The sequence below is a fragment of the Kitasatospora acidiphila genome (genome assembly GCF_006636205.1).
Lineage (GTDB): Bacteria > Actinomycetota > Actinomycetes > Streptomycetales > Streptomycetaceae > Kitasatospora > Kitasatospora acidiphila.
Window position 1 is genome coordinate 6,607,702 of sequence record NZ_VIGB01000003.1, and the last position, 20,229, is coordinate 6,627,930.

A 20,229-nucleotide genomic window follows, 5' to 3' on the forward strand; every position below is an offset into this window, starting at 1 on the left:
AGTCTGCCGCTATGCGGAAGATCGGACTGACGGGCGGGATCGGAGCCGGCAAGAGCGCGGTCTCCCAGCTGCTGGCCTCCCATGGCGCGGTGCTGGTGGACTCCGACCTGATCGCGCGCGAGGTGGTGGCCCCTGGCACCCCTGGACTCGCCGCCGTGGTCGAGGAGTTCGGCCCGAGGTGCTGGCGGCGGACGGCTCGCTGGACCGCCCGGCCCTCGGCACCATCGTCTTCGCCGACCCGCAGCGGCTCCAGGCCCTGAACGCCATCGTCCACCCCCTGGTCCGGGCCCGCTCCGCCGAACTCGAGGCGGCCGCCGCCGATGACACGATCGTCGTGCACGACATCCCGCTGCTCGCCGAGAACGGCCTGGAGTCCCTGTTCGAGCAGGTGATCGTGGTCGACGCCGGCGAGGACGTCCGCCTCGACCGCCTGGTCCGCCTGCGCGGCATGTCCGAGGCCGAGGCCCGCTCCCGCATGGCCGCCCAGGCCACCCGCGAACAGCGCCTCGCCATCGCCGACCTGGTGGTGGAGAACAACGGCACCCTGGCCGAGCTGGAGCAGCGGGTCAACGCGGTGTGGGAGCAGCTGACTTCCGGGTGACGGCCAGCTGACTTCAAGCTGGAGGCTGCTCAGCCGGCCGGCTCCAGCAGATCCCAGCGGTTCCCGTACAGGTCCTCGAACACCGCCACTGTCCCGTACGGCTCCTCGCGCGGCTCCTCCAGGAACCGCACACCGGCCGCGCGCATCCGGGCGTACGCGGCGGCGAAGTCGTCCGTGTACAGGAACCAGCCCACCCGGCCGCCCGTCTGGTCGCCGATCCGCGCCACCTGCTCGGGCTTCGACGGCCGCGCCAGCAGCAACCCGCTCTCCGCCCCCTCCGGCGCGACCACGACCCAACGGCCGCCATCGGCACGCGGGGAATCCTCGCGCAGCTCGAAACCGAGCGTGTTGACGTAGAAGGCGATGGCCTCGTCGTAGTCGCGGACGAGGAGCGAAGTCAGGGCGATCACGAGGGTGAGCGTAGAGGAACGACGAGAAGGGCGGCGGCCCGGCGTCGGAGGTTTGCGGCTGGGGGAGCCTAGGCCGGCCAGCCGGCGGTGCCGATGCATGCCTCGTTGCCCTCGGGGTCGGCCAGCACCCAGTGGGACGGTGCGTGGGCGTCGGTCACCAGGCGGCCGCCGGCGGCGATCGCCGCGGCGATCCGGGCCTCGGCCTGGTCGTACGGGAGCCAGACGTCCACGTGGACCCGGTTGCGCTGCGGGCGTGGGGCGTCCAACTGCTGGAAGTAGAAGGGCGCACCACGACGGCGCGGGTCGATCAGGTCCTCGATGCTGCCGGCGCGGTCCTGGTAGCCGAGCAGGGCGCGCCAGAACGGCACCACGGCGGGGAGGGCCAGGGCGTCGACGGTGACCTGGACGGTCTGCACGGCGGACGGCTCGGGCGGGATGCCGAGCCTGCGGGCGATCGCGGAGACCCGCCGGGCCAGCTCGACATGGCGCTCGGTCAGCCCGTAGTAGTCGTCCGCGACCGTGATCAGCCGCACCGTCACGCCGTCGTTCCGCAGGTCGACGTCGGGGTACTGGCCCTCCAGGCCGGCCAACTCGCCGATCTCCTGAACCAGTCGGCTGCCGGCCGCGAACGAGCCGGTGCGGAAGTACGCGCATGCTCCCTCGCCCAGCACGCGCCAGTCCTCAAGACCGGCCCTCTGGTGGAACTCCTGCGGCCTGATGCGCGTGGTCTTGCCCTCGACATGGCTCATGCGGCGACCGTAGCGGTCGGCGCCGACAACGCAGAGCGCCCGGGAGTGGGGTCAGCCTTTGCGCGCCACGCCCGCCCAGATGCCCACCTGGGCGTCCGTGTCGCTCGGCGGCTGCTCGGGGTGCCACAGGGGTGCGGTGACCACGCCGGGGGCGAGGAGGTCCAGGCCGTCGAAGAAGCGGGTGACCCGGGCCTTGGTGCGCAGGGTGAGTTGGGCGGTGGCGGTGCGGTAGATGGCGGGTCCGCGGCTGGTTTCGGGGGCGGGGATGAAGTCGCCGGTGCCGTGGGAGAGGGCCAGGTAGCTGCCCGGGGGCAGGGCGTCGACCAGGGTGCGGACGATGCGGTACGGGTCGTCGGCCTCGTCGATGAAGTGCAGGACCGCGAAGAGCAGCAGGGCGACCGGCTCGCCCGCGGAGAGCAGCTGCCGCACGGTCGGGTCGGCGAGGATGGCGGCCGGCTCGCGCAGGTCGGCCTGGACCACGCTGGTGCTGCCGGGGGCCCGGGAGGAGAGCAGGGCTCGGCTGTGCACCAGCACGATCGGGTCGTTGTCCAGATAGGCGACCTGCGCATCCGGGTGCACCTGCTGGGCGACCTCGTGGGTGTTGCCCGCCGTGGGGATGCCGGTGCCGATGTCGATGAACCGCCGCACCCCGAGCCCGGCCAGCTGCCGCACCGCCCGCTGCAGGAACGCCCGGTTGGCGCGGGCGCTGAGCCGCACCATCGGTCCGAGGGCGAGCACCTTCTCGGCGGCCTCCCGGTCGGCCGGGAAGTTGTCCTTGCCGCCCAGGTAGTAGTCGTACATCCGGGCCGGGTGGGGGATCTCCGGGTAGAGCTCGGCGGGCGGAGGGGCGTCCTCGTCCCAGGACATCCAGCGCTGATCGACGGTCATGGCGGAGTCCCCCCACAGTTGATGACGGTGCGGCGACAGGATACTGGGGGTGGTCAGCGGGACGCCAGTGCCTGTGCCTGTGCCCGGGTCAACCGCCAGACCCGGTCCTCGCCGCTCTCGTTCGGGGCGAGCGGCTCGGTGGCCGGGCGCCGGTGGTGCTCGGTGTAGCCGAGGCGGGCCGGGACGGCGCCGCTCGCCTGGTTGGCCTTGTCGTGGATGATCTCGACGTAGTCGACGCCGGGCAGTTGGAAGGCCTGCTCGGTCAGCGCCCGGGCGGCCCGGGTGGCCACCCCGCGCCCGGTGGCGGCGGGGTGCAGCCAGTATCCGATCTCGCGTGCGTTCTCCGGGGTGTCCTCGCGCCGGAACAGCCCGCAGGCGCCCACGATTTCGCCGTCCAGTGTGATGGCGTAGCTGAACTCCCGCCCGCTGTCCCACTGTTCCGCGCGGCCGGCGAGCCACTCGCCCTGCGCGGCCAGGCTGTGCTCGGCGGCCCAGGGCATCCACGGGCGCAGGTGGTCCAGTGACTCCTCGATGACCCGGTAGAACTCCGGCAGGTCGGCCTGGCCGGCGAACCGGCGCAGCGTCAGGGTGTCGTCCAACTCGATCAGCGCCTGGGTGTGTTCCATGAAGGAGGGGTCCATGCGGGAGGATCGTATACGGGCGGCCCCGGTGGCAACAGGGTCAGCGGGATGCGTACTCAGCGCACGGCGGTCGCGAACACGCCCCGGCCGGTGCTTCCGTCGGGCCAGGTCCACTCGGCGACCAGCTGCGCGGCGTCGCCCGCCGCCTCGCCGGCCCGCAGCACCCGGGTGAGCCGCAGCTCGAACTCCTGGGCGTCGGCGGTGCCGTGCACGGCGACCGTCAAGTCCGGGGTGTCGTCCTCGTCCTGGTCCTGCGGCACCGCCGCACCGTTCAGCAGCGCGCGCAACTGCGCCTGCACCACCGGGTCGTGCGCGCCGTCGTAGAGCCAGCGGGTGCCGAGCACGCCGTGCTCGGAGGTGCCGACCAGAGCCGCCTCGGGCACGCCGTCCAGCGGCTCGCCGCGGTAGCCCATCGGCACCAGGTAGGCGACCGGCTCGGCGCCCGCGGTGTCCACGACCACCACGAACTCGATGCCGATCTCGCCGGCCGGGTCGTCGAGGCGGAACCCGCCCGCCTTGGCCAGCACGGGCGCGCCGGCGCCGGCGAGGTACCAACTCTGCTTCGGCAGCCAGTCGGTGAGCAGCTCCAGCTTGGTGGGCTCCATGCTGGTCTGGTGGATGATCGCCATACGGGTTCCCTCGCGAAAACGGACCACGGCCCACCAGTCGACGGGCCGTGGCCGAACTTATCCCAGGAGCCTGGTCCCGGTGGTCACCAGCTGTCGTTGTTCGTCGCGTTGCCCGAACCGCCGGTGGTGAAGTACTTGTTGCTGCCGGGCTCCCAGACCACCGAGCCGTCCGGGTTCTTGATGAGGTACTTGTACTCGACGTAGGTGTTGGCCGGCAGCGTGACGGTGCCGTTCCAGACCGGGTAGCCGGCCGAGGAGAGCGGGATCGCCTGGCTGGTGTTCCAACTGCCGAGGGCCGGGACCGAGCCGACCACGAAGACGTTCTGGCCGTACGTGGTGGTCTCGTTGACCTTGAAGGTCTGGCCCACCGTGCCCGCGGCGGCGCTCGGGCTGTACAGCGCCACGGCGTCCATGGCCGGGACGGTGACGGTCGCCGTGCCGTTGGCGGCCACGGTGACGGTCGAGCCGGAGCAGGCGCCGGTGGACGGGGTCAGGTCGCCGTGGATGACGTCGCAGTAGCTGCCCGCGGGCAGGCCGGTCGTCACGGTGACGGTCTTGGCGCTGCTCTCGTTGTTGATCGCGATCCAGCCCCGGTTGCCCCGGCTGAACGCGATCAGGTTGCTGCCGTCGTCGTACCAGTTGCCGACCGACTGGCCGGCCGTGGCGTTGTGCCAGCCGACCATGTTGGAAATGCCCTGGTTGCGGTGGGTGCAGAACCAGCCGTTGGAGCAGTCGGTGTTGGTGACGAACCCGTTGGCGTCAGCCGGCGGCGAGTCGTCGCTGTTGGTCCAGGTGAAGCTGGAGTACACCTGCGGGACGTCGTAACCCCAGGCCAGTTCGAAGAGGTTGGCCAGGATGTAGGGCGCGCCGCTCTTGTAGTTGAGGGTGCTGCCGTTGCGCTCGGTGTCGTGGTTGGTCACCATCGAGGTCGAGCTGCCGGGCGGCTCCAGGCCCCAACTCTGGCCGAAGCTCTTGAGGTTGGCGATGCTGCCGGTGAACTGGGCCTTCAGGTCGTCGGCGTAGGTGAACTCGATCACGCTGCCGTTGGACTCGAACGCGCCGGGTGCCAGCGAGCCCGAGCTGCCCGGGATGACCTCCTGGTAGACGTACGGCCGGCTGTTGGTCCAGGAGGTGTTGTGCACCTGGGAGAGGATCGCCGCCATGTCGGCCTGCGCGATGTGCTTGGCCGCGTCCATCCGGAAGCCGTCAGCGCCCGCGGAAACCAGGCTGTTGAGGTAGCCGGCCTCGGCCTGGCGGACGTGGCCGCTCTCGGTGTAGAGGTCCTCCAGGTTGGACAGGTCGCATTCCTGCACCTGCTGGACGTTGTTCCAGTCGTTGATCGACAGGTCCGAATCGGGGCAGTTCGCCGGGTAGGCATGGAAGTCGGAGGAGCTGTAACCCGGCTGGGAGTAGCTGTAGTTGGCGGAGTTGAAGGTGTCGCCGCCGTAGGAGTCGGTGCTGGTGTTGTTGTTGCCGGCCATGTGGTTCAGCACGGCGTCCGCGTACACCTTGACCCCGGCGTTGTGGCAGGCCGTCACCATGGACGCGAACTGCGCGGCGGTGCCCATCCGGCTGTTGAGGTCGTACCCGATCGGCTGGTACACCTCCCACCACGGGTGGCTGCTCTGGTTGAGCCGGATCGAGTCCTGGGGCGGCGCGACCTCGACCGCGCCGTAGCCCTTGGGGCCGAGGACGGTGGTGCACTCGTTGGCCACGGACGGCCAGTTCCACTCGAAGAGGTTGGCGATCACATCGCCGCCGTTGGGGGCAGTGGTCGCATGGGCGGCGGTCGGGGTGCTGAGCGGCAGTACCGCGCCGCTGAGCAGGGCGCCTGCCACCATCAGGGCGGCTCGACCGCGTCGGCGGGCTCGCTTCATGTGGGGGTCTCTCCTGGGCTGGCGGCCCGGCCACGGGCACCGGGTTGCCGGGCAGCGCGAAGCGTCGGCGCAGCGTCGCGCGAGCACACCAGGAGGCCGTGGGGAGCCGAGGGGTGGGGGGTGCCCCGGGCAGGCTTGGGGGACCGCCCGGAGCGTGGCAGGCCGTGCGCCGCGCCGAGGTCCCGCCCGGCGCCGGCGACCGACCGGGAGTCGCACGGCCCGTGGACCGCCCGGCTCCCTCGCCAGTGCGGCGAGCCACCCCGCTGGGGAGGGCAGCCGCCGCGCAGCAGACCTTCTCGCGTGCCGGTGTGGGCGTCAAGGGGGAGTGCAGGTACTTGCCGAAAGTTGCTGCAAATAGTTACACGGCGCCGAGGTGGCCCGAGGCCGGCCCGGAGGGGGGTAGGCGCGTCAGGCGTCGTGCTCCGCATGGTCCAGGCCGGCGGCGCGGGCGGCGAGTTCGAAGAGCGAGGCGTAGTCGGACTCGCCGTGGCCGTGGGCGATGGCGGTCTGGATCAGCTGCTGCACCATCGCGCCGAGCGGCATCGGGACCTCCAGGGCGCGGGCGGCGGCGAGGCCCAGGTCGAAGTCCTTGCGCAGCATGGTGGTGGTGACGGTGGGGGTGTAGTCGCGCTCGGCGAGCGCCCTGCCCTTGTGGCGGGTCACGGTCGAGCCCAGTACGGAGCCGTTGATGAAGTCGATGAAGTCCGCGCGGCTGACCCCGCCCTTCTCGGCGAGCGCCGTCACCTCCACCAGTGATTGGGTGACCATGCCGAGCATCAGGTTGTGGCACAGCTTGACCAGCAGGCTGGTCTGGCCGGGCCCGGTGTACGTCACGGTCGGGGCGATCCGGTCGAGGTGCGGGCGCACCCGCTCGAAGGCCTCGGCCGCCCCTGACGCCACGATGGCCGCCCGCCCCTCCGCCACCATGTCCGGGTTGCCGCTGACCGGTGCGGCCAGGAACGCCACGCCGGCCTCGGCGGCCGCCGTGCTCGCCCGGGCCGACGCCTCGGCGGAGACCGTGGAGAAGTCGACGATGACGGCCGGGCGGTGACCTTCGCGCCCCCGTGCAGCAGGCCGGCGGGCCCGGTGACCACCTCCAGTAGGTCGGCGGAGGCCGTCACCACGACGAAGACGATGTCGGCCTGTTCGGTTAACTCGCCTATGGTGTCGGCGACTTCGGCGCCCTTGTCGGCCAGCGGTGCGGTCTTGGCCCGGGTCCGGTTCCAGACGGTGAGCTTCTCGCCGGCGTCGAGCAGGCGTTCACTCATCGCCACGCCCATCCGGCCGGTGCCGAGCCAGCCGAGGCGGGGCTGCGGGTGGTGCTCCACGGTGGGGCCTCCTTCTCGATGATCTTCTGCGAGGGTGCCCCTATCCAATGCCCGCTCCGAGCAGTCCGACTGACTGATCGTCAATCCGTCGCGCCGTTGCGGGTGACGGCGGGCGCTCGAAGAAGGTTTCCAGGGAGACCGTTGCCTGGGTGCCGTTGACCCCCTCGATCGCGTACAACCGCCGGAGTACGTCCTGGAGTTGCTCGGTGGTGGCGGTGCGCACCTTGACGAGGACGGAGGCGCTGCCCGCGATGATGTGCGCCTCCTCGATCTCCGGGATGGCGGCGAAGGCCTCGGCCGACTCCCCCATCCAGGCCGACGACTCGACCATCACGAAGGCGAGTACGCCGAGCCCGAGTGCCTTCGGATCGACCTCGACGGTCGTGCGCCGGATGACCCCGCGCTCGCGCAGCTTGCGGACCCGCTCGTGGGTCGCACCGGCGGACAGCCCGATCGCCTTGCCCAGGGTCGCGTACGCCTGCCCGGCGTCCTGCTGCAGCAGGGCTATCAGCGCGCGGTCGATCTCGTCGAGGTTCTCCGATGCCATGGGAAAACCATACCGACTTCTGCCATACTCGCCCCGCGTCGAATCACATTCGGCAAACGGCATCAAGGGGTGGACTGTGTCTGGCACGATCAAGCATGGACTGTACGAGATCCTGGACGAGCGCTTCCGTGCCGGGCGGTGCGCCAACGGCGACCACCGCCTGGAGAAGCTCCACGGGGACTGCCGATGGGCGGAGGGCCCGGTCTACCTGCCCGCCTGGCGCCAGCTGATCTGGAGCGACATCCCCAACGACCGGATGCTGCGCTGGGACGAGGCCACCGGCACGGTCGGCGTCTTCCGCATCTCGGCCGGCCACACCAACGGCAACACGCTGGACCGCGAGGGCCGCCTCATCACCTGCGAGCAGGGCAACCGCCGGGTGACCCGCACCGAGCACGACGGCTCGATCACCGTGCTCGCCGACCGCTACCAGGGCAAGCGGCTAAACTCGCCCAACGACGCGGTCGTCCACACCGACGGCTCGATCTACTTCTCCGACCCGGACTTCGGTATCACCAGCGACTACGAGGGCTACCGCGCCGAGAGCGAGATCGGCGCGTGCAACGTCTACCGCATCGACCCGGCCGACGGCGGGGTGCGGCTCGTCGCGGACGGCTTCAGCGGTCCCAACGGGCTCGTCTTCTCGCTCGACGAGCGGCAGTTGTACGTGTCGGACAGCACGGCGGGGCAGATCCGCGTCTTCGACGTGCGCGACGACGGCACCCTCTCGGACGGCGAGGTCTTCGTCCAGGCGCGGGACGGCAGCTTCGACAACATCCGCTTCGACGACGGCGGGCGCCTGTGGGCGGGCGCCTTCAGCGATGGCGTGCACTGCTACGACCCGGACGGCACGCTGATCGGGCGACTGCTCGTCCCGGAGCCCGTCTCCAACCTCACCTTCGGCGGACCGAAGAACAATCGCCTCTTCATCACCGCGTCGACCTCGGTGTACTCCCTGGTCATGGCGGTGACGGGAACCCACCGCGTCGGCAGGCGCCGTTCCTGACGTCCGACGCGGTGGGCCGGTGTTGCCTTACTCCCGATGCTCGCGATTGCTCCCTCTTACTCCCGTCCGGTTCCGTGTTCGCGTGCCGATGCCTGCTCCTGCAGCAGCGCGGAGATCTGGTTGACGTCGCCGACCACGTTGAAGAAGCCCTCGATGTTGGGGGTCGACGCACCGGTGACGCCGATGAAGAAGGTGTGCAGGCAGCCGCCGTCCGTCTTCAAGTAGCCGGCCAGGGTCTGGGTGCCCACGGCGACCTGCTGGTTGAGCTGGTCGAAGCCGACCGCGCTGCCCGGCTTGGAGAAGACCTTGCCCTTCGCGGGGCAGTCGTGGGTGCAGAACATCGCGCCCGAGCCGTCCACGCCCAGGATCGGCAGCGACAGGCGGAAGGCGTCCGCGTCAGGGGTCTTCAGCCAGTAGGCGAGGATCTCGTTGAGGCCGATCGGGGTGGCCCGGTCCGCCGGGTCGCCGCCGCGCCCGTCGGCGAGCTGGAACTGCGTCGGGTCCACGTGCGCGACCTGGCTGAGGAAGTCGTGCTCGATCTTGAAGGCGTCGAAGCAGTCCTTGCTGCCGCGCGAGACCGCCATGTTGCAAAGGGCCAGGTTGGCGCCGAGGTTGTGACTGACCTTCAGGATCAGCTTGGCGTACTGCTGGTAGGGCGGGGAGACGAACGCGGCGACCCGGGGGTCGTTGCCGTACGAAGCGGGCAGCGAGCCCTGCGGGTTGGGGCCGGTCGGCGTAGCGGTGACGGTGACCCCGGCCCGGGCGAGCGCCTCGATCAGCGCGGTGCGGCCGAACGCGTTCGGGTCCTGGACGGGGGAGACCTTGAGGGCCGGCTTCGCATCTGCGGCGATCGTGCCGGACAGGGTGATCCGGGTGCCGTCGGGGGAGGCGGCGACCCGGATGTCCGTCGGCCCGCCGGCTGCCACCGTCCTTACGGTGGAGGTCACTTGGTACGGCGCGACCTGCGGGCGCCAGCTCAGCTCGGCGGGCTGCCCAGCGGCGGTGGGCGTGGTCAGCAGGTCGATCAGGTTGTCGTTGATGATCAGCGGGGTGGGCTGCGGGTCCAGCGCCGGGGGCGTGAACAAGCGCGGGTCGACGATCACATCGCCGTCCACCCGGGTGATGCCCGCGTCGCGCACCTGGCGGGCGAGCTGGTCCAGGCCGGCCAGCGGGTCCTCGGGGGTGAGGGTGGCGCCGGGCAGGTCGTTGGCGTAGGTGTGGTCGATGTCGGTGAAGGCCACCGAGCCGTCCGGCTTGGTGCGCCCACCCATCGTCAGGTCGCCCTGGGCGACCAGCGCCAAGTTCCCGTTGAGCGTTGACCCGTCGCGCGCGCCGACCGCGATGAGGGGCGTGGTGAAGCGGTGGTCCGGGCCCAGGGTGTGCCAGGCGGCCGAGATGGTGACCAGCTTGGCGGTCGAGCCCGGGATGAAGAACTGGTTGGCGAAGCGGGAGTGGACGACCTTGCCGGTCGAGGTGTCGACCTCCAACAGGCCCCACTGCGCGTGCTCGTAGCCGGGCTTGTGCATGATCGCCTCGATGGCCGGCCCGAGGTCGTCGTCCGCTACCGCCGTAGGGGCGGTGGCGGACGCGCCCGCTACCGCCACGAGTGTCGCTGCGGCACCGGCAGCGGCCCAGGCCCGCAGCCGGCCGCGGATCATTGCTCTCATGCGTTCCGCCGTTCCTGAAGTGGAGTCGAGCAAGCCCGGGGCCGGGCGCTCACGGCGGCATGCTACGAACCGGAGTCGCTCACTTTCCGCTGCTGGTAGGTGAACTGACGGTGTGTGGGACGAATGTCATCCGGTCGGTCGAACGGTGCCGGGGTGGCTGGTGCTGCGATACGGCGGCGATATGGCAGCGATCGGGCTGCCGTCAGACTCTCCGCCCGGTGCGACGCGTTGGGGCACGCACCGGTTGGTGGGCGCCTCACGGCAAGTCGAGCTCCTCGCGGGCTGCCGCCACCCAGCGCAGCACGCCGTGGGCTTCGGAGCTTTCGGCCAACTCCGTCGCTTCCTTGAGTAGCGCTGCCGCGTCGTCCCGCCGCTCCTGCTGGGTGGCCAGATAGGCCAGCCCGATCAGATTCGCCGCGACTCCCGGCAGGAATCCCAGATCCCGGCGCAGACCAGTGGACTCCTCAAAGTGCGCACGGGCCTCGTCCAGGCGGCCGGCCATGTGGGCGGCGAAGCCGAGGTGCCGCAGGGCGTAGGACATCGTCAGCCGGTCGCCGGCCCGGGTGGCGAGTTCGAGGGCGCGCTCGAAGGCGGGTACCGCGGTCTTGGCGTCGTCGTGGACCACTTGGTGGAAGGCGCCGACCCAGAACACCGCCTCGCCCTCGCCCCGCACGTCGCCGAGCCGCCCGTACAGCTCTGCCGCACGCTCGAAGAGCTCCAGCTCCCGCGCCTCCTCGACCCGCTCCTCCAGGAAGCGGGCGTGGATCACCCGGCCGCGGGCCAGTGCAAGGTCCGCCTCTACCTCGTCGAGGCTCCGGTCGGCAGACTCCAGCGCACCGCCGTCGCCGCCGAACACGGCACGTTCGTAGAGGAGTCCGGCCTGCTTGATTCGCTCGTCCGCAGTCATGCCGTGATCGTATCGGGCGCAGGTAAGGGAGTTGACGATAAGTCAAGCATGGTAAGGGGTGGAGCAATGGAGCCTTCCATCATCGCGTCGGGCTAGAACAAGAGCCGGTACACCCGGGCAGTCGCGGCCAGCGGTAGCGAGCCCACCCATGCCGACCTCAGGGACCCCTCCCGGTAAACCCCTAAGGGCCCAGTCCTACTCCGTCCATCCCTGAGTGGACGTCAACTCCGTTCGCTGGAGCCTACGTTGTGGTCATGACCGGAATTCGTCGCGCCGCTGCACCAGCCGCGCTCGCACTCGTCCTGGCCCTGCCTGTCGCCGCGGCGGGAACCGCCTCCGCGACCTCCAGCACCACCCCGTCGGTCGCCTCCCCGACGGCCGCCTCGCCGGGAGTCGGCGTCCAGTTGGCGCTGCCCCGCCCGACCGGCCCGCACGCGGTCGGACTCAGCCTCCTGCGCCTGGTGGACGCGGACCGACCGGACCCCTGGGTGCCCGCTGCCGGTCCACGCCAGCTCATGGTGTCGGTCTACTATCCCGCGCGGCCCGGCACCGGCGAGCCGGCACAGTACATGACCCCTGAGGAAGCACGACTACTGCTGCAGCGGCAGGCGCCAGGAGCCGGCATCCCGCCCCAGGCGGTCAGCGACACCCGCACCTGGGCACGGACCGACGCCCGCCCGGCGCCCGGCCACTTCCCGCTGGTGCTGCTCTCCCCCGGCTACACCATGCCGCGCTCCACCCTCACCAGCCTGGCCGAGGACCTGGCCAGTCGCGGCTACGTGGTCGCCCTGGTCAACCACACCTACCAGGACTCGGGAACCACCTTCCCCGACGGCCAGACCCTCACCTGCGGCACCTTCTGCGACCGCCTCCCCGAAGGGTGGCCGCAGGTGAACCAGATCCGGGCCACGGACATGTCGTTCGTCATCGATCAACTGACGGAGCATCACTCGCCCTGGCGCTACGCCCACATGATCGACCCGCAGCGGATCGGCATGGCGGGCCACTCCGTCGGCGGCAGCGCCGCCGCCTCGGCGATGGCGGCCGACCAGCGCGTGCGTGCCGGGGTCGACATGGATGGGACCTTCGACATCCTCATCCCCGCCACCGGCCTGGACCACCGCCCCTTCCTGCTGCTCGGCACCCAGTCCGGACACGCCCCCGGCATTGACCCCGCCTGGGATCGCTCCTGGGCGAACCTGGACGGCTGGAAGCGCTGGCTGACCGTCAGCGGCACCGACCACATCAGCTTCACCGACCTGACCGTCCTCGCCTCCGAGACGAACACCCCCATCCCGGGCGCGACCCTCCCCGGCCAGCGCGCGGCGGAGCTCACCCGGGCCTATGTCGCGGCCTTCTTCGACCTCCAGTTGAAGGGCATCCCCCAGCCCCTGCTCGACGGCCCGTCACCGGCGAACCCGGAGGTCACCTTCCAGCACCCCTGAACGCGGCCGAGCGTGACAGCGCGATCGCGGCGCTACTGGCTCCGGCTTGTCGGGGTGAGACAACCCAACAGCCCCAGCCTGCCCCGCCAACCCCAAGCCTCATGCCTCACCTGCGAAAACCCACCGCTCAAGTCCGGTACGGCAACGGGTTCCGAGAGGATCAGTCAGGCGGGGCGCCGACTGGCCAGCTCCTTCGCCTCCAGGGGGAGCGCGTCGGCGGGCCGCAGCCGCGGCAGCAGGTCCGGCTCCAGGGTCAGGGCGCGGAAGGTGAGTTCGACCGTTACGTCGTGGTCGGGCCGGTGGACGACGGCGATGCGGTCGCCCGCCCGGATCTCGCCGGGGTGGAGTACACGCAGATACGGGCCGGGGCGGGCGGCGGCGGTGAACTGCTTGAGCCAGCCGTCGCGGTCCAGCCAGCCCTGGAACGTCGAACAGGGGATCCGCGGGCAGGACACCTCCAGGACCACGTCCGACCCGATCCGCCAACGTTCGCCGATCAGGCTGTTGTTGACGTCGATGCCCAGAGTGGTGAGGTTCTCCCCGAAAACGCCGTTGGGTAGTGGCCGCCCCAACTCGGCTTCCCAGTCGTCGAGATCCTCACGGGCGTAGGCGTAGACGGCCTGATCGGCGCCGCCGTGGTTCTTCACGTCGTACGCTCGATCGCCGGCGAGACCGACCTCGCCGGTGCCCTTGGGGCCCGGTGCGTGGACGGCGACCGGGCCGTGGACGGGCCGCTTGTCGATGCCCGTGGTGCTGGGGCCCCTCTTCCACGGATTGGACCGGGGCCTGCCGACGTTGAGGGAGAGCAGCATCATCATGGGGTGTGACGGTAGGCGGCCGGCTCAGGTGCCGCGACTGATTTCGGGCGGCCCTCCGAGGGGCGAGTGGGGAGCAGTGGTGGGCGCCTGCACGATGGAAACGTGGAGTGCCCCACGACCTTGTCGTGTGGCCCGGGCTCCTCTGTGTAGCACCCAACATCACGTCGCCGCCATCGTCGCCGCGATGAGCTCGCGCGCCTGCTGGCCGTACACGGCCGAGGACTGGAGCAGGCCGAACGCCTTGCGGAACACCGCCAGCCTGGGCGGCTCCGTGATCGTCTCGGATCCGCGGAAGCCCTCGACTTCGATGCGGCAGTCGTCGAAGAAGGAGAAGCCCTCGGCCGGATAGATCAGGAGCCGGGCGCGGGCCGGGATGATCCCCAGGGTGAGCCCCGGCAGGGTGGTGGCGTCGAGCAGCCGCTGCAGTTGGCCGCGCATGACGTCGGCGCCGCCGATGTTGGTCAGCAGAGCCTGTTCGCCCAGGAGTACGTGGTAGGTGCGTCCTTCCTGGCCGATGTACTGCGCCCGGGCGGTCCGGGCGGCGACGCCGGCCTCGATGTCGTCGGGGATCTCGTGGAAGTCGACCACGAGTCGCAGCATGGCGGCGGCGTACTCCGGGGTCTGGAGGTTGCCCCAGACGACATCCGGGCTATAGCCGACGAAGTCGTGGGTGTTCTTGGCCAGGTCGAGGAAGCCCTGCTGCACGGGACCGGTTCCGGATTGGAGCAAGTTGTCCCAGATGGCGTTCGTGGTAGGGGAGTTTTGCATGTGGGTCATCCTTCTCTGTTGTCTGGTCCACCGCTGCCTCGCACACGGGTGGGACGTCGATAGGGTCGACTTTTCACCGCGCGAGTTCGGCGGCGCGACGGTGGGTTTGGCGCCCGGGCGGCGGTCGGGTTCGGTTTTTGTGGAGCCGGGTTCGGAGGTGGGGCGTTGGTTAGGGTCTCTGTCGTCCCGTGGCCTCGGCACTGCCTTGCAGATCCGTCGGTGGGACTCGGCGAGGGACTGTCAGGCCTCATGGAGTAGTGCGACGGTCCTCTGGATCTCCAGGATGGTGTTGGTGAAGTCGTCAGGGCCGCCGCCCCAGGGGTCGGCTATGCCCGGGGCGAGGGTGTGGACGGGTCGGTTGGGCCCGGCCAGGTACTGCACGGCTTGGGCGGTCTCCTCGTCCACGGCGATCAGGTCGTCGGCCCATGCGAGGAGTCCCTCGTCGAGGATTTGGCCCCGGTGGTGGGTGAGGTCGTAGCCGAGGGCGGCAGCTGCCTCGATCATCAGGGGGTGTGCGGGTTTGCCGACGTGCCAGTTGCGGAGTCCGGCGGAGCGGACGTCGAGGGTGCTGCCGGATTGCTCGGCGATGACGAGGGCAGCGATGGGGGATCGGCAGTGGTTGCCCTTGCAGATCACGAGAACTCTGCGGCGGCGGCTACTCATCGGAGTTCATCCTGGTGATCTCAAAGGTGATGACGCCGAGGGCTTCTTTGTGGGGTGGAAAGATCGCCTGGATGGTGCGCAGTTGCTCGGCTTCTGTGGCATGGGGATTGACGTCCTTGGGGTCCTCGGTGCCGAACATCTCCTTGAAGGTGGGGTAGCGGCCGACTCGGGTGACCCGGGTCAGGCATTCCTCGCCTCGGCAGGTGAAGTTGAGCAGGTCACCGATGCGGATCCGCTTCATGGAGTCGTAGGCGACGCGCACCTCGACGGTCTTCTCGCCGGAGGCGATCAGGTCGAAGTACTGCTTGTAGATCTGGATGTTGCGGGGGCGGCCGTGCGTCTGGAGTTGGTGCTTGGCCGGTTGGCGGGTGGTCATAAGGGATTCCAATGCGGTGGTGGTGTAGGACCGGTAGAAGTGCCTGGGGCTGCTGAGCATCAGCTCGCCGAGCCCCGAGAGCGCTGCCAGGTAGTCCGCTTGCGTGCCGGGCCACGTCGCGGGGTCGAGGAGCCAGCCCGACTGACCGGGGTCCGCAGCGGGCCCGTGACTGGCGGCTTCGCGAAGCAGACTCTTGGAGAGCTTTCCGCCGTCGCTGCCGAGGACCTGCGGGGTGAAGAGCCGCAACGGCAGTGAGCCCGACGGGATGCCAATCGAAACGTGTGCGCCGTCGACGAGTTGGCAGCCGAACGCCCAGTCGCCGCCTTTGACCATGACGTGCAGTGTGCCGTCATCGGGCGGGTACGAGCGCTCCTTGACCACGTTGCGGTACAGCGTCGCCAGGTCCAGGTAGCCGCCGCCGAGCGGGGTGATGTCCGCCTCGTAGCGCCCGTGCTCATGGCACATCGCCTCGAACAGCGCGCCCGAGCCGTCGAGTTCCAGCAGCCGCGTACGGTCGGCATACTTCTCGGTCCACCCGCACACCGGGCAGGGCAGCCGGATGTGCGCGGTGCCGCTGGCCGGAGCGAGCCAGTAGCGGATCTCCTCCAGGTACTCCAGCGTGCGGAGGAACTCGGCGCGGAACTCCGGGGTCGCCTGCTGCTCGGTGTATGTGCTGATGCCGTACTCGACGCCGGTTCGTTGGGTCATCGTGTCGAACAGCGGCGAGTAGTGCTCGGTCACCAGGGCGCGGATGCCATCGTCGGCAAGCTGGTGATGGTATGTCAGCTGGTACTTGCGGCCGTCGGATGTGATGGTTCGTGCCGGGGCGTTGTCGAGCGCAGTGAAGGCGACTGCGACATCGACGCCGAACTCGTCGCGGGCTCGCTCGGCGATTAGGAACGACAGACTCTGCACCAGATGTGTGCCGATGTGCGGACGCCCGTTGATCTGAGTGCCAACGGCGAACTCGATCCGCTCCACCACCGTATCCAGGAGGCGAGGCCGCATGATGTCCAGGGCATCGTTAACGGCGTTGGCCAGCACGGTGTTCGGTGATCTGAGAAGGTCGGCAGTATTCAAGTCGTGCCTCCGCTCTACTCGTGAGCTGACTGGCAGACGGCTCAGTGCTCGTGTCGGTGGCGCATGCACTTTGCATGCACGTGCTGCAAGGCGGTCAATGGCGGCGTTCGGCCCTCCTTATCCGCCAGAGCCCCAGCATGACATCGGGGACACGCATTTGGACACGGCTGGCTCCCCTGTTCGACTCTGCGGGCGAGAAGCCACATTAGGGGTATCGTAGGCCACATTCCATTCCTATTCGCGTATCCGCATAAACTCGTCCGCTCGATCCAGAAGGAAGGCAGTAGCCTCCGCATCTCGCAATGCATGCTCCATGAACAATTCGAACAGTTCGATGTGATAACCGACGTCCTGCGGCGTGCGTAGAACAACCTCCCCGGAGAACAACTCAACGGTCACCAGTCTGTCGTCATAGATAACGAAGATGTTCATGGGGGTGGCGGGGACCTGGACTGTCTGCGGGATGATCGCAATATCCACATTGGCCTTCTCGGATACCTGGGCCAAGTGGGTGGCCTGAGCGGCCATGACCTCTGCTGGTGCGCGGCGCCATCTGATGGCTTGCTCAGTCATGAGGAAGACGAATCTGCGGCGCAGGTCGTCCAAGATGGCTTGACGGTCCATGCGGGCCCGTACGACGCGGGCCACGTCTCGGGCCGGCTCGCTCCTCACCCCAGGTCGGAGCGTTGCAGCGGCGTACTCCGACACGTGCAGCAGCCCGGTTGGGATGGCCGGGAGGAAGTGCCGCATCAAGGTCGATGACTCTTCAAGGGCCTTCAGCTCGGCTTGCTTCTGATGCAACCCGAGACGTGCGTAAGCGCGCCACGCCTTGTAGTCCATATTCGCAGCACGAGCGAGTTCAAGAAGCTCTCGCGCGACTTCCTCAGGAACGTCCAGTGCTGCGAGAATCCGTTCGACGTCGATGACACTCGGGAGTGTATTCCCCGTTTCTATCCGACTGATCTTCGCTTGGCTCATCTGGCAGCGAACGGCTAGGCGGCTACCAGATAGGCCAGACGCCAAGCGGAGGCTCCGAAGAGCCTCCGCTAGGTCTTTCCGCTGGCGTCCTTGGTGTTCAGGATCGAGCACTGTTCCACTCTGCGAAGGAGACGGATTCAGCCAGCGCGAGGTCACGCCAGCGAAGGTATTTCGGGATGTCCGGGTTCTCGATCAGCGTCCGATTGATCTGTGTTCCATCTGGCCGATAGTTCATGTGGACGACAACGGACTCATCGAACATCCAGAAGTCTTGCTCAGGCAGGTCGAGGCTCCGCCTCGTCAAGTCCACGATGCGGTAGTCCTCACCGGCTGCGACGTTGCCCGGGATGCACCACTCGAACAGGTACCGGCTGTAGTCGGTGAGCGGCAGCCGAACCAGCTTGGCGCGGGTCATCACCCGGCCCTTGGCCCGGTGATCCCGGATGCGATCGTGCCAATCGGCATTGAAGCCTTCGGGCAGCGGGTCGCCAGAGAGGAAGCTCGCGAGCGTCTCAGCCTCGAACGGCATCGTGTAAATCTGGTGAGCCTCCAGCCGAAAGGCGGAGTGCTTGAAGTCCCGTAGGTAGCTCTGCCACTCGTCACCGTCCAAGAGCACGGGCAGCCTCCCACAGCACGTTCTCGGGGATGGTCACGATCGCCTCGCCGCCGGGCGTGGTGTGGCCAGTCGTATAGCCCTGGACCGCCAGGGTCCCCGGCTTGTTCGTGGTGAAGATCGTCGGGCAATCGCCGTTGCCGCACTTGTCGTCACCGGACGTCCCACACGGCCCACCGGCGATCACGGTCAGCTTCAGTTCGTCCTCCACTGGCTTCCCCTCCTGTAGTCGTGACAGCACGCTACGGACCGTCCATGCCCTGTTACAAGGGCGGCGTGCTCGTATTCGCGTTCTCGCATAATTCCGTGTCCGGTCAGGAGGAGGCCCCCGCTCGACAGTCGATGCTCTGTCGAGATCGCTGAGTTCGCCGAGTCCCTTGCGAGCGGCGCGCTGCTCGCCAAGGCACGCCTACGCGAGCTGGCGGTGACCGATGGCGGCATAGAGGTCTACTGGTACAACACGTTGCCCGTCGAGCGCATCATCAGGCTGGACACCACCCTCTATGTGGCAGCTTCTCGGCCGCGTGGAAGGGGCACGAGTTCGCTACGTACAAGCTGGTTTGATGGGACGTTGATGGACGCGCACCGAGTCATTTGAGGAGGAGACATTGGCGATCGAGGCCGAGTTGAAGGCGGTCGTGCGAGACCCTGAGGGCGTGATGGAGGCTCTGGAGAAGACCCATGGGTACGGCCGGCCTGAGGTCTACAAGGACACCTACTACGATGCCAGCGACAGTGCGCTCTCGACTGGCGATCGCGAACTGCGGATTCGCACCGTGCACTCGGCAGGCGACACCCGGACCGTGCTGACTTACAAGGGTGCACGGCTGGATGAGGCCTCTGGGTCGAAGCCGGAGCACGAGACCCGTGTCGAGGATGCCGCCGCGGCGCACGCGATCCTGCGAGGGCTCGGCTATCGTCCGGCGATCGAGTTCGAGAAGCGCTGCCGGAACTACACCTTCGACCATGCGGGCCGGCGGATGCTCGCCACGCTCGTGCGAGTGCCTGAGCTGGACGGCACGTTCATCGAGGTAGAGACAGCCGCCGAGACCGAGGTTGAGCTGCCGGAGGCGCTGGCCGCGGTTTGGACCGTGCTTGAGGGTCTAGGGATCGCTGAAGCGGACCTGACGACCGAGCTCTATACGGATGCGGTAGCCGCAGCGCGCTGAGGCGGAGCAGCCTGGCGGATTCGTCTAGAGCTTTGAGTTGCTGCTGGTTGCGATGATGGCCCAGGCGCCTGATCAAGGGCCACGCTGTCGTCTCGGTGGCCTGTTCGCGTGCCGCGGCCATGTACTCGGCCTTGATCTCAACAGACACGCCTACGGCCGTCAGACGTTCCCGCTGCGCTGCCCCGAGCTGTGTTCTGTTCACTCGCCGTACTTGGCCCACCAGTCCGCGAACGGCTCGGCACGCGCCAGGGCGGTGTTCCGATAGGCCAGAAACTCCGCGAGCTGTCCAGGGCCAAGGAACTCGACGCCGAGGTACTTGCCGTTGCCGTCGTAGCTCATTGCGGCCACGGTCTCGTCATCGAACAGCCAGAAGTCCGGTGCCTCGGGGATCGGGTTCTCGCGATCGGTGGTATCGAGAATGAAGAACTCTTCACCGGCCGCCATGTTCCGCTGGTACCCCCACGCGAGTTCGAACCGGAGGTAGTCGGTGAGCGGGCGCGACACGATGTGGACGCGGTACATGCGTTTGCCGGATTGTGTGGCGTTGCTGACGGTCCTGACCCATCCGGCGCTCTTGTACTCGTCCGGCTGCTCCTCGCCGGCGAGGAAAGCGTGGTACGCCTCGATGCCGCCGGACTGGCTGTAGTCGTCCAGGGTTTCCAGGCGGAACGCCTCCCGGTTGAACTCCGAGAACCAGTCCCCGAGGGTTCTAGATGAGGTTGTCACGAACAGCCTTTCGGATGAGCTCGATCGGGATCTCGACCAGCTTCTCGTGTGACGGGATCTGGAGGCCGTGCTCCGTCACCTGCTCGCCCTGCACCGCGAGCGTGCCCCGGTCGGTCAGGTACAGGGTCGGGCACTCGCCGTCATCGCAGGAACCTACAAGCCGTGTCAGTTGCACCGGTGCTCCCTCTGTCGGGTTGCGATGTCGGGTTCGATCCTCTCGGGCTCACTCAGCGAGAGGCAAGGACCCTGAGTTTCCGTTACTGGAAACTGAGTTCTGTTCCGCGTTTGGACGATTCACAAGAAACTCTGGCCAAATGACCACGCAGGACCGACGGGATCGTCG

At 68.6% G+C, this 20,229-nt stretch carries 22 protein-coding genes and 2 pseudogenes; 4 read left to right on the forward strand and 20 right to left on the reverse strand.

Annotated elements, in window-relative coordinates; translation table 11 throughout:
* Positions 1 to 11: 11 nt before the first annotated feature.
* Positions 12 to 601 (forward strand): annotated as a pseudogene (coaE, locus tag E6W39_RS31235) (dephospho-CoA kinase).
* A 29-nt stretch (positions 602 to 630) separates the two neighbouring features.
* Here coaE and E6W39_RS31240 read toward each other — a convergent pair.
* The 9 genes and pseudogenes from E6W39_RS31240 to E6W39_RS31275 form a co-directional block, all read right to left on the reverse strand.
* On the reverse strand, positions 631 to 1,011 hold the full coding sequence (locus E6W39_RS31240) for a VOC family protein (protein ID WP_228718431.1): 381 nt from the start codon (positions 1,009 to 1,011) through the stop codon (positions 631 to 633).
* Between the two features lie 68 nt (positions 1,012 to 1,079).
* Positions 1,080 to 1,760 carry a VOC family protein gene (locus tag E6W39_RS31245; RefSeq protein WP_141636340.1) on the reverse strand — a complete coding sequence of 227 codons (681 nt, stop codon included), beginning with the start codon at positions 1,758 to 1,760 and terminating at the stop codon, positions 1,080 to 1,082.
* A 51-nt stretch (positions 1,761 to 1,811) separates the two neighbouring features.
* Complete coding sequence (locus E6W39_RS31250; RefSeq protein WP_141638053.1) at positions 1,812 to 2,627, reverse strand: SAM-dependent methyltransferase; 816 nt, start codon at positions 2,625 to 2,627, stop codon at positions 1,812 to 1,814.
* 74 nt (positions 2,628 to 2,701) lie between these two features.
* Positions 2,702 to 3,289: a GNAT family N-acetyltransferase gene (locus tag E6W39_RS31255; protein ID WP_228718432.1), complete on the reverse strand. Its 588-nt coding sequence runs from the start codon at positions 3,287 to 3,289 to the stop codon at positions 2,702 to 2,704.
* 56 nt (positions 3,290 to 3,345) lie between these two features.
* The gene (locus E6W39_RS31260; protein WP_141636341.1) at positions 3,346 to 3,918 is read right to left on the reverse strand and encodes a maltokinase N-terminal cap-like domain-containing protein; all 573 of its coding nucleotides are present in this window, start codon (positions 3,916 to 3,918) and stop codon (positions 3,346 to 3,348) included.
* Positions 3,919 to 4,001: 83 nt separating this feature from the next.
* Complete coding sequence (locus E6W39_RS31265; protein ID WP_141636342.1) at positions 4,002 to 5,795, reverse strand: carbohydrate-binding module family 20 domain-containing protein; 1,794 nt, start codon at positions 5,793 to 5,795, stop codon at positions 4,002 to 4,004.
* Positions 5,796 to 6,203: 408 nt separating this feature from the next.
* The gene (locus tag E6W39_RS40550) at positions 6,204 to 6,830 is read right to left on the reverse strand and encodes an NAD(P)-dependent oxidoreductase (protein ID WP_267286776.1); all 627 of its coding nucleotides are present in this window, start codon (positions 6,828 to 6,830) and stop codon (positions 6,204 to 6,206) included.
* 68 nt (positions 6,831 to 6,898) lie between these two features.
* Positions 6,899 to 7,075: pseudogene (locus E6W39_RS43195) on the reverse strand (NAD(P)-binding domain-containing protein); the annotation flags it as partial.
* Between the two features lie 88 nt (positions 7,076 to 7,163).
* Positions 7,164 to 7,670, reverse strand: a complete 507-nt coding sequence (locus E6W39_RS31275) for an Lrp/AsnC family transcriptional regulator (protein ID WP_141636343.1) — start codon at positions 7,668 to 7,670, stop codon at positions 7,164 to 7,166.
* 76 nt (positions 7,671 to 7,746) lie between these two features.
* On the opposite strand from E6W39_RS31275, the gene E6W39_RS31280 reads away from it, so the two are divergent.
* Complete coding sequence (locus E6W39_RS31280; RefSeq protein ID WP_228718433.1) at positions 7,747 to 8,676, forward strand: SMP-30/gluconolactonase/LRE family protein; 930 nt, start codon at positions 7,747 to 7,749, stop codon at positions 8,674 to 8,676.
* 56 nt (positions 8,677 to 8,732) lie between these two features.
* Here E6W39_RS31280 and dacB read toward each other — a convergent pair whose 3' ends face one another.
* Both dacB and E6W39_RS31290 read right to left on the reverse strand, forming a co-directional pair.
* Complete coding sequence (gene dacB / locus E6W39_RS31285) at positions 8,733 to 10,343, reverse strand: D-alanyl-D-alanine carboxypeptidase/D-alanyl-D-alanine endopeptidase (protein ID WP_141636345.1); 1,611 nt, start codon at positions 10,341 to 10,343, stop codon at positions 8,733 to 8,735.
* A gap of 256 nt (positions 10,344 to 10,599) precedes the next feature.
* Positions 10,600 to 11,250 (reverse strand): tetratricopeptide repeat protein, encoded by a 651-nt coding sequence (locus E6W39_RS31290; RefSeq protein ID WP_141636346.1) that lies wholly within the window; start codon positions 11,248 to 11,250, stop codon positions 10,600 to 10,602.
* Between the two features lie 254 nt (positions 11,251 to 11,504).
* On the opposite strand from E6W39_RS31290, the gene E6W39_RS31295 reads away from it, so the two are divergent.
* A complete protein-coding gene (locus tag E6W39_RS31295; RefSeq protein ID WP_141636347.1) occupies positions 11,505 to 12,695 on the forward strand; it encodes an alpha/beta hydrolase family protein in 1,191 nt (396 codons plus the stop codon).
* A gap of 164 nt (positions 12,696 to 12,859) precedes the next feature.
* Here the strand turns inward: E6W39_RS31295 and E6W39_RS31300 are convergent, their stop codons facing one another.
* From E6W39_RS31300 to E6W39_RS31335, 7 genes are all read right to left on the reverse strand, one after another.
* The gene (locus tag E6W39_RS31300; protein ID WP_141638055.1) at positions 12,860 to 13,510 is read right to left on the reverse strand and encodes an MOSC domain-containing protein; all 651 of its coding nucleotides are present in this window, start codon (positions 13,508 to 13,510) and stop codon (positions 12,860 to 12,862) included.
* 162 nt (positions 13,511 to 13,672) lie between these two features.
* Complete coding sequence (locus tag E6W39_RS31305; protein ID WP_141636348.1) at positions 13,673 to 14,281, reverse strand: DUF5753 domain-containing protein; 609 nt, start codon at positions 14,279 to 14,281, stop codon at positions 13,673 to 13,675.
* A 240-nt stretch (positions 14,282 to 14,521) separates the two neighbouring features.
* Positions 14,522 to 14,944, reverse strand: coding sequence for an arsenate-mycothiol transferase ArsC (locus tag E6W39_RS31310; protein WP_141636349.1), 423 nt, complete (start codon positions 14,942 to 14,944; stop codon positions 14,522 to 14,524).
* Positions 14,937 to 16,400, reverse strand: a complete 1,464-nt coding sequence (locus tag E6W39_RS40560) for an ASCH domain-containing protein (protein ID WP_220140286.1) — start codon at positions 16,398 to 16,400, stop codon at positions 14,937 to 14,939. Before E6W39_RS40560 ends, E6W39_RS31310 begins: the two co-directional genes overlap by 8 nt.
* A gap of 234 nt (positions 16,401 to 16,634) precedes the next feature.
* Positions 16,635 to 17,534 carry a helix-turn-helix domain-containing protein gene (locus E6W39_RS31325; protein ID WP_323809112.1) on the reverse strand — a complete coding sequence of 300 codons (900 nt, stop codon included), beginning with the start codon at positions 17,532 to 17,534 and terminating at the stop codon, positions 16,635 to 16,637.
* Positions 17,476 to 17,994: a DUF6879 family protein gene (locus E6W39_RS31330; protein ID WP_141636351.1), complete on the reverse strand. Its 519-nt coding sequence runs from the start codon at positions 17,992 to 17,994 to the stop codon at positions 17,476 to 17,478. Before E6W39_RS31330 ends, E6W39_RS31325 begins: the two co-directional genes overlap by 59 nt.
* Positions 17,978 to 18,202, reverse strand: a complete 225-nt coding sequence (locus E6W39_RS31335) for a hypothetical protein (protein ID WP_228718434.1) — start codon at positions 18,200 to 18,202, stop codon at positions 17,978 to 17,980. Before E6W39_RS31335 ends, E6W39_RS31330 begins: the two co-directional genes overlap by 17 nt.
* A gap of 397 nt (positions 18,203 to 18,599) precedes the next feature.
* Between E6W39_RS31335 and cyaB the strand changes: the two genes are divergently transcribed.
* The gene (gene cyaB, locus E6W39_RS31340; protein ID WP_141636352.1) at positions 18,600 to 19,160 is read left to right on the forward strand and encodes a class IV adenylate cyclase; all 561 of its coding nucleotides are present in this window, start codon (positions 18,600 to 18,602) and stop codon (positions 19,158 to 19,160) included.
* 198 nt (positions 19,161 to 19,358) lie between these two features.
* Here cyaB and E6W39_RS31350 read toward each other — a convergent pair whose 3' ends face one another.
* Together E6W39_RS31350 and E6W39_RS31355 are read right to left on the reverse strand one after the other, a co-directional pair.
* A complete protein-coding gene (locus tag E6W39_RS31350; RefSeq protein ID WP_141636353.1) occupies positions 19,359 to 19,886 on the reverse strand; it encodes a DUF6879 family protein in 528 nt (175 codons plus the stop codon).
* Positions 19,870 to 20,061, reverse strand: coding sequence for a hypothetical protein (locus tag E6W39_RS31355; protein WP_141636354.1), 192 nt, complete (start codon positions 20,059 to 20,061; stop codon positions 19,870 to 19,872). The genes E6W39_RS31350 and E6W39_RS31355 overlap by 17 nt, the downstream gene beginning before the upstream one ends.
* Positions 20,062 to 20,229: the final 168 nt, after the last annotated feature.

Coding starts and splice junctions, on each gene's coding strand:
- E6W39_RS31275 (WP_141636343.1), bottom strand. CDS start 7,670: ATGGCATCGGAGAACCTCGACGAGATCGACCGCGCGCTGATAGCCCTG.
- E6W39_RS31265 (WP_141636342.1), bottom strand. CDS start 5,795: ATGAAGCGAGCCCGCCGACGCGGTCGAGCCGCCCTGATGGTGGCAGGC.
- E6W39_RS31260 (WP_141636341.1), bottom strand. CDS start 3,918: ATGGCGATCATCCACCAGACCAGCATGGAGCCCACCAAGCTGGAGCTG.
- E6W39_RS31310 (WP_141636349.1), bottom strand. CDS start 14,944: ATGAGTAGCCGCCGCCGCAGAGTTCTCGTGATCTGCAAGGGCAACCAC.
- E6W39_RS31255 (WP_228718432.1), bottom strand. CDS start 3,289: ATGGACCCCTCCTTCATGGAACACACCCAGGCGCTGATCGAGTTGGAC.
- dacB (WP_141636345.1), bottom strand. CDS start 10,343: ATGAGAGCAATGATCCGCGGCCGGCTGCGGGCCTGGGCCGCTGCCGGT.
- E6W39_RS31250 (WP_141638053.1), bottom strand. CDS start 2,627: ATGTCCTGGGACGAGGACGCCCCTCCGCCCGCCGAGCTCTACCCGGAG.
- E6W39_RS31300 (WP_141638055.1), bottom strand. CDS start 13,510: ATGATGCTGCTCTCCCTCAACGTCGGCAGGCCCCGGTCCAATCCGTGG.
- E6W39_RS31295 (WP_141636347.1), top strand. CDS start 11,505: ATGACCGGAATTCGTCGCGCCGCTGCACCAGCCGCGCTCGCACTCGTC.
- E6W39_RS31305 (WP_141636348.1), bottom strand. CDS start 14,281: ATGCAAAACTCCCCTACCACGAACGCCATCTGGGACAACTTGCTCCAA.
- E6W39_RS31245 (WP_141636340.1), bottom strand. CDS start 1,760: ATGAGCCATGTCGAGGGCAAGACCACGCGCATCAGGCCGCAGGAGTTC.
- E6W39_RS31290 (WP_141636346.1), bottom strand. CDS start 11,250: ATGACTGCGGACGAGCGAATCAAGCAGGCCGGACTCCTCTACGAACGT.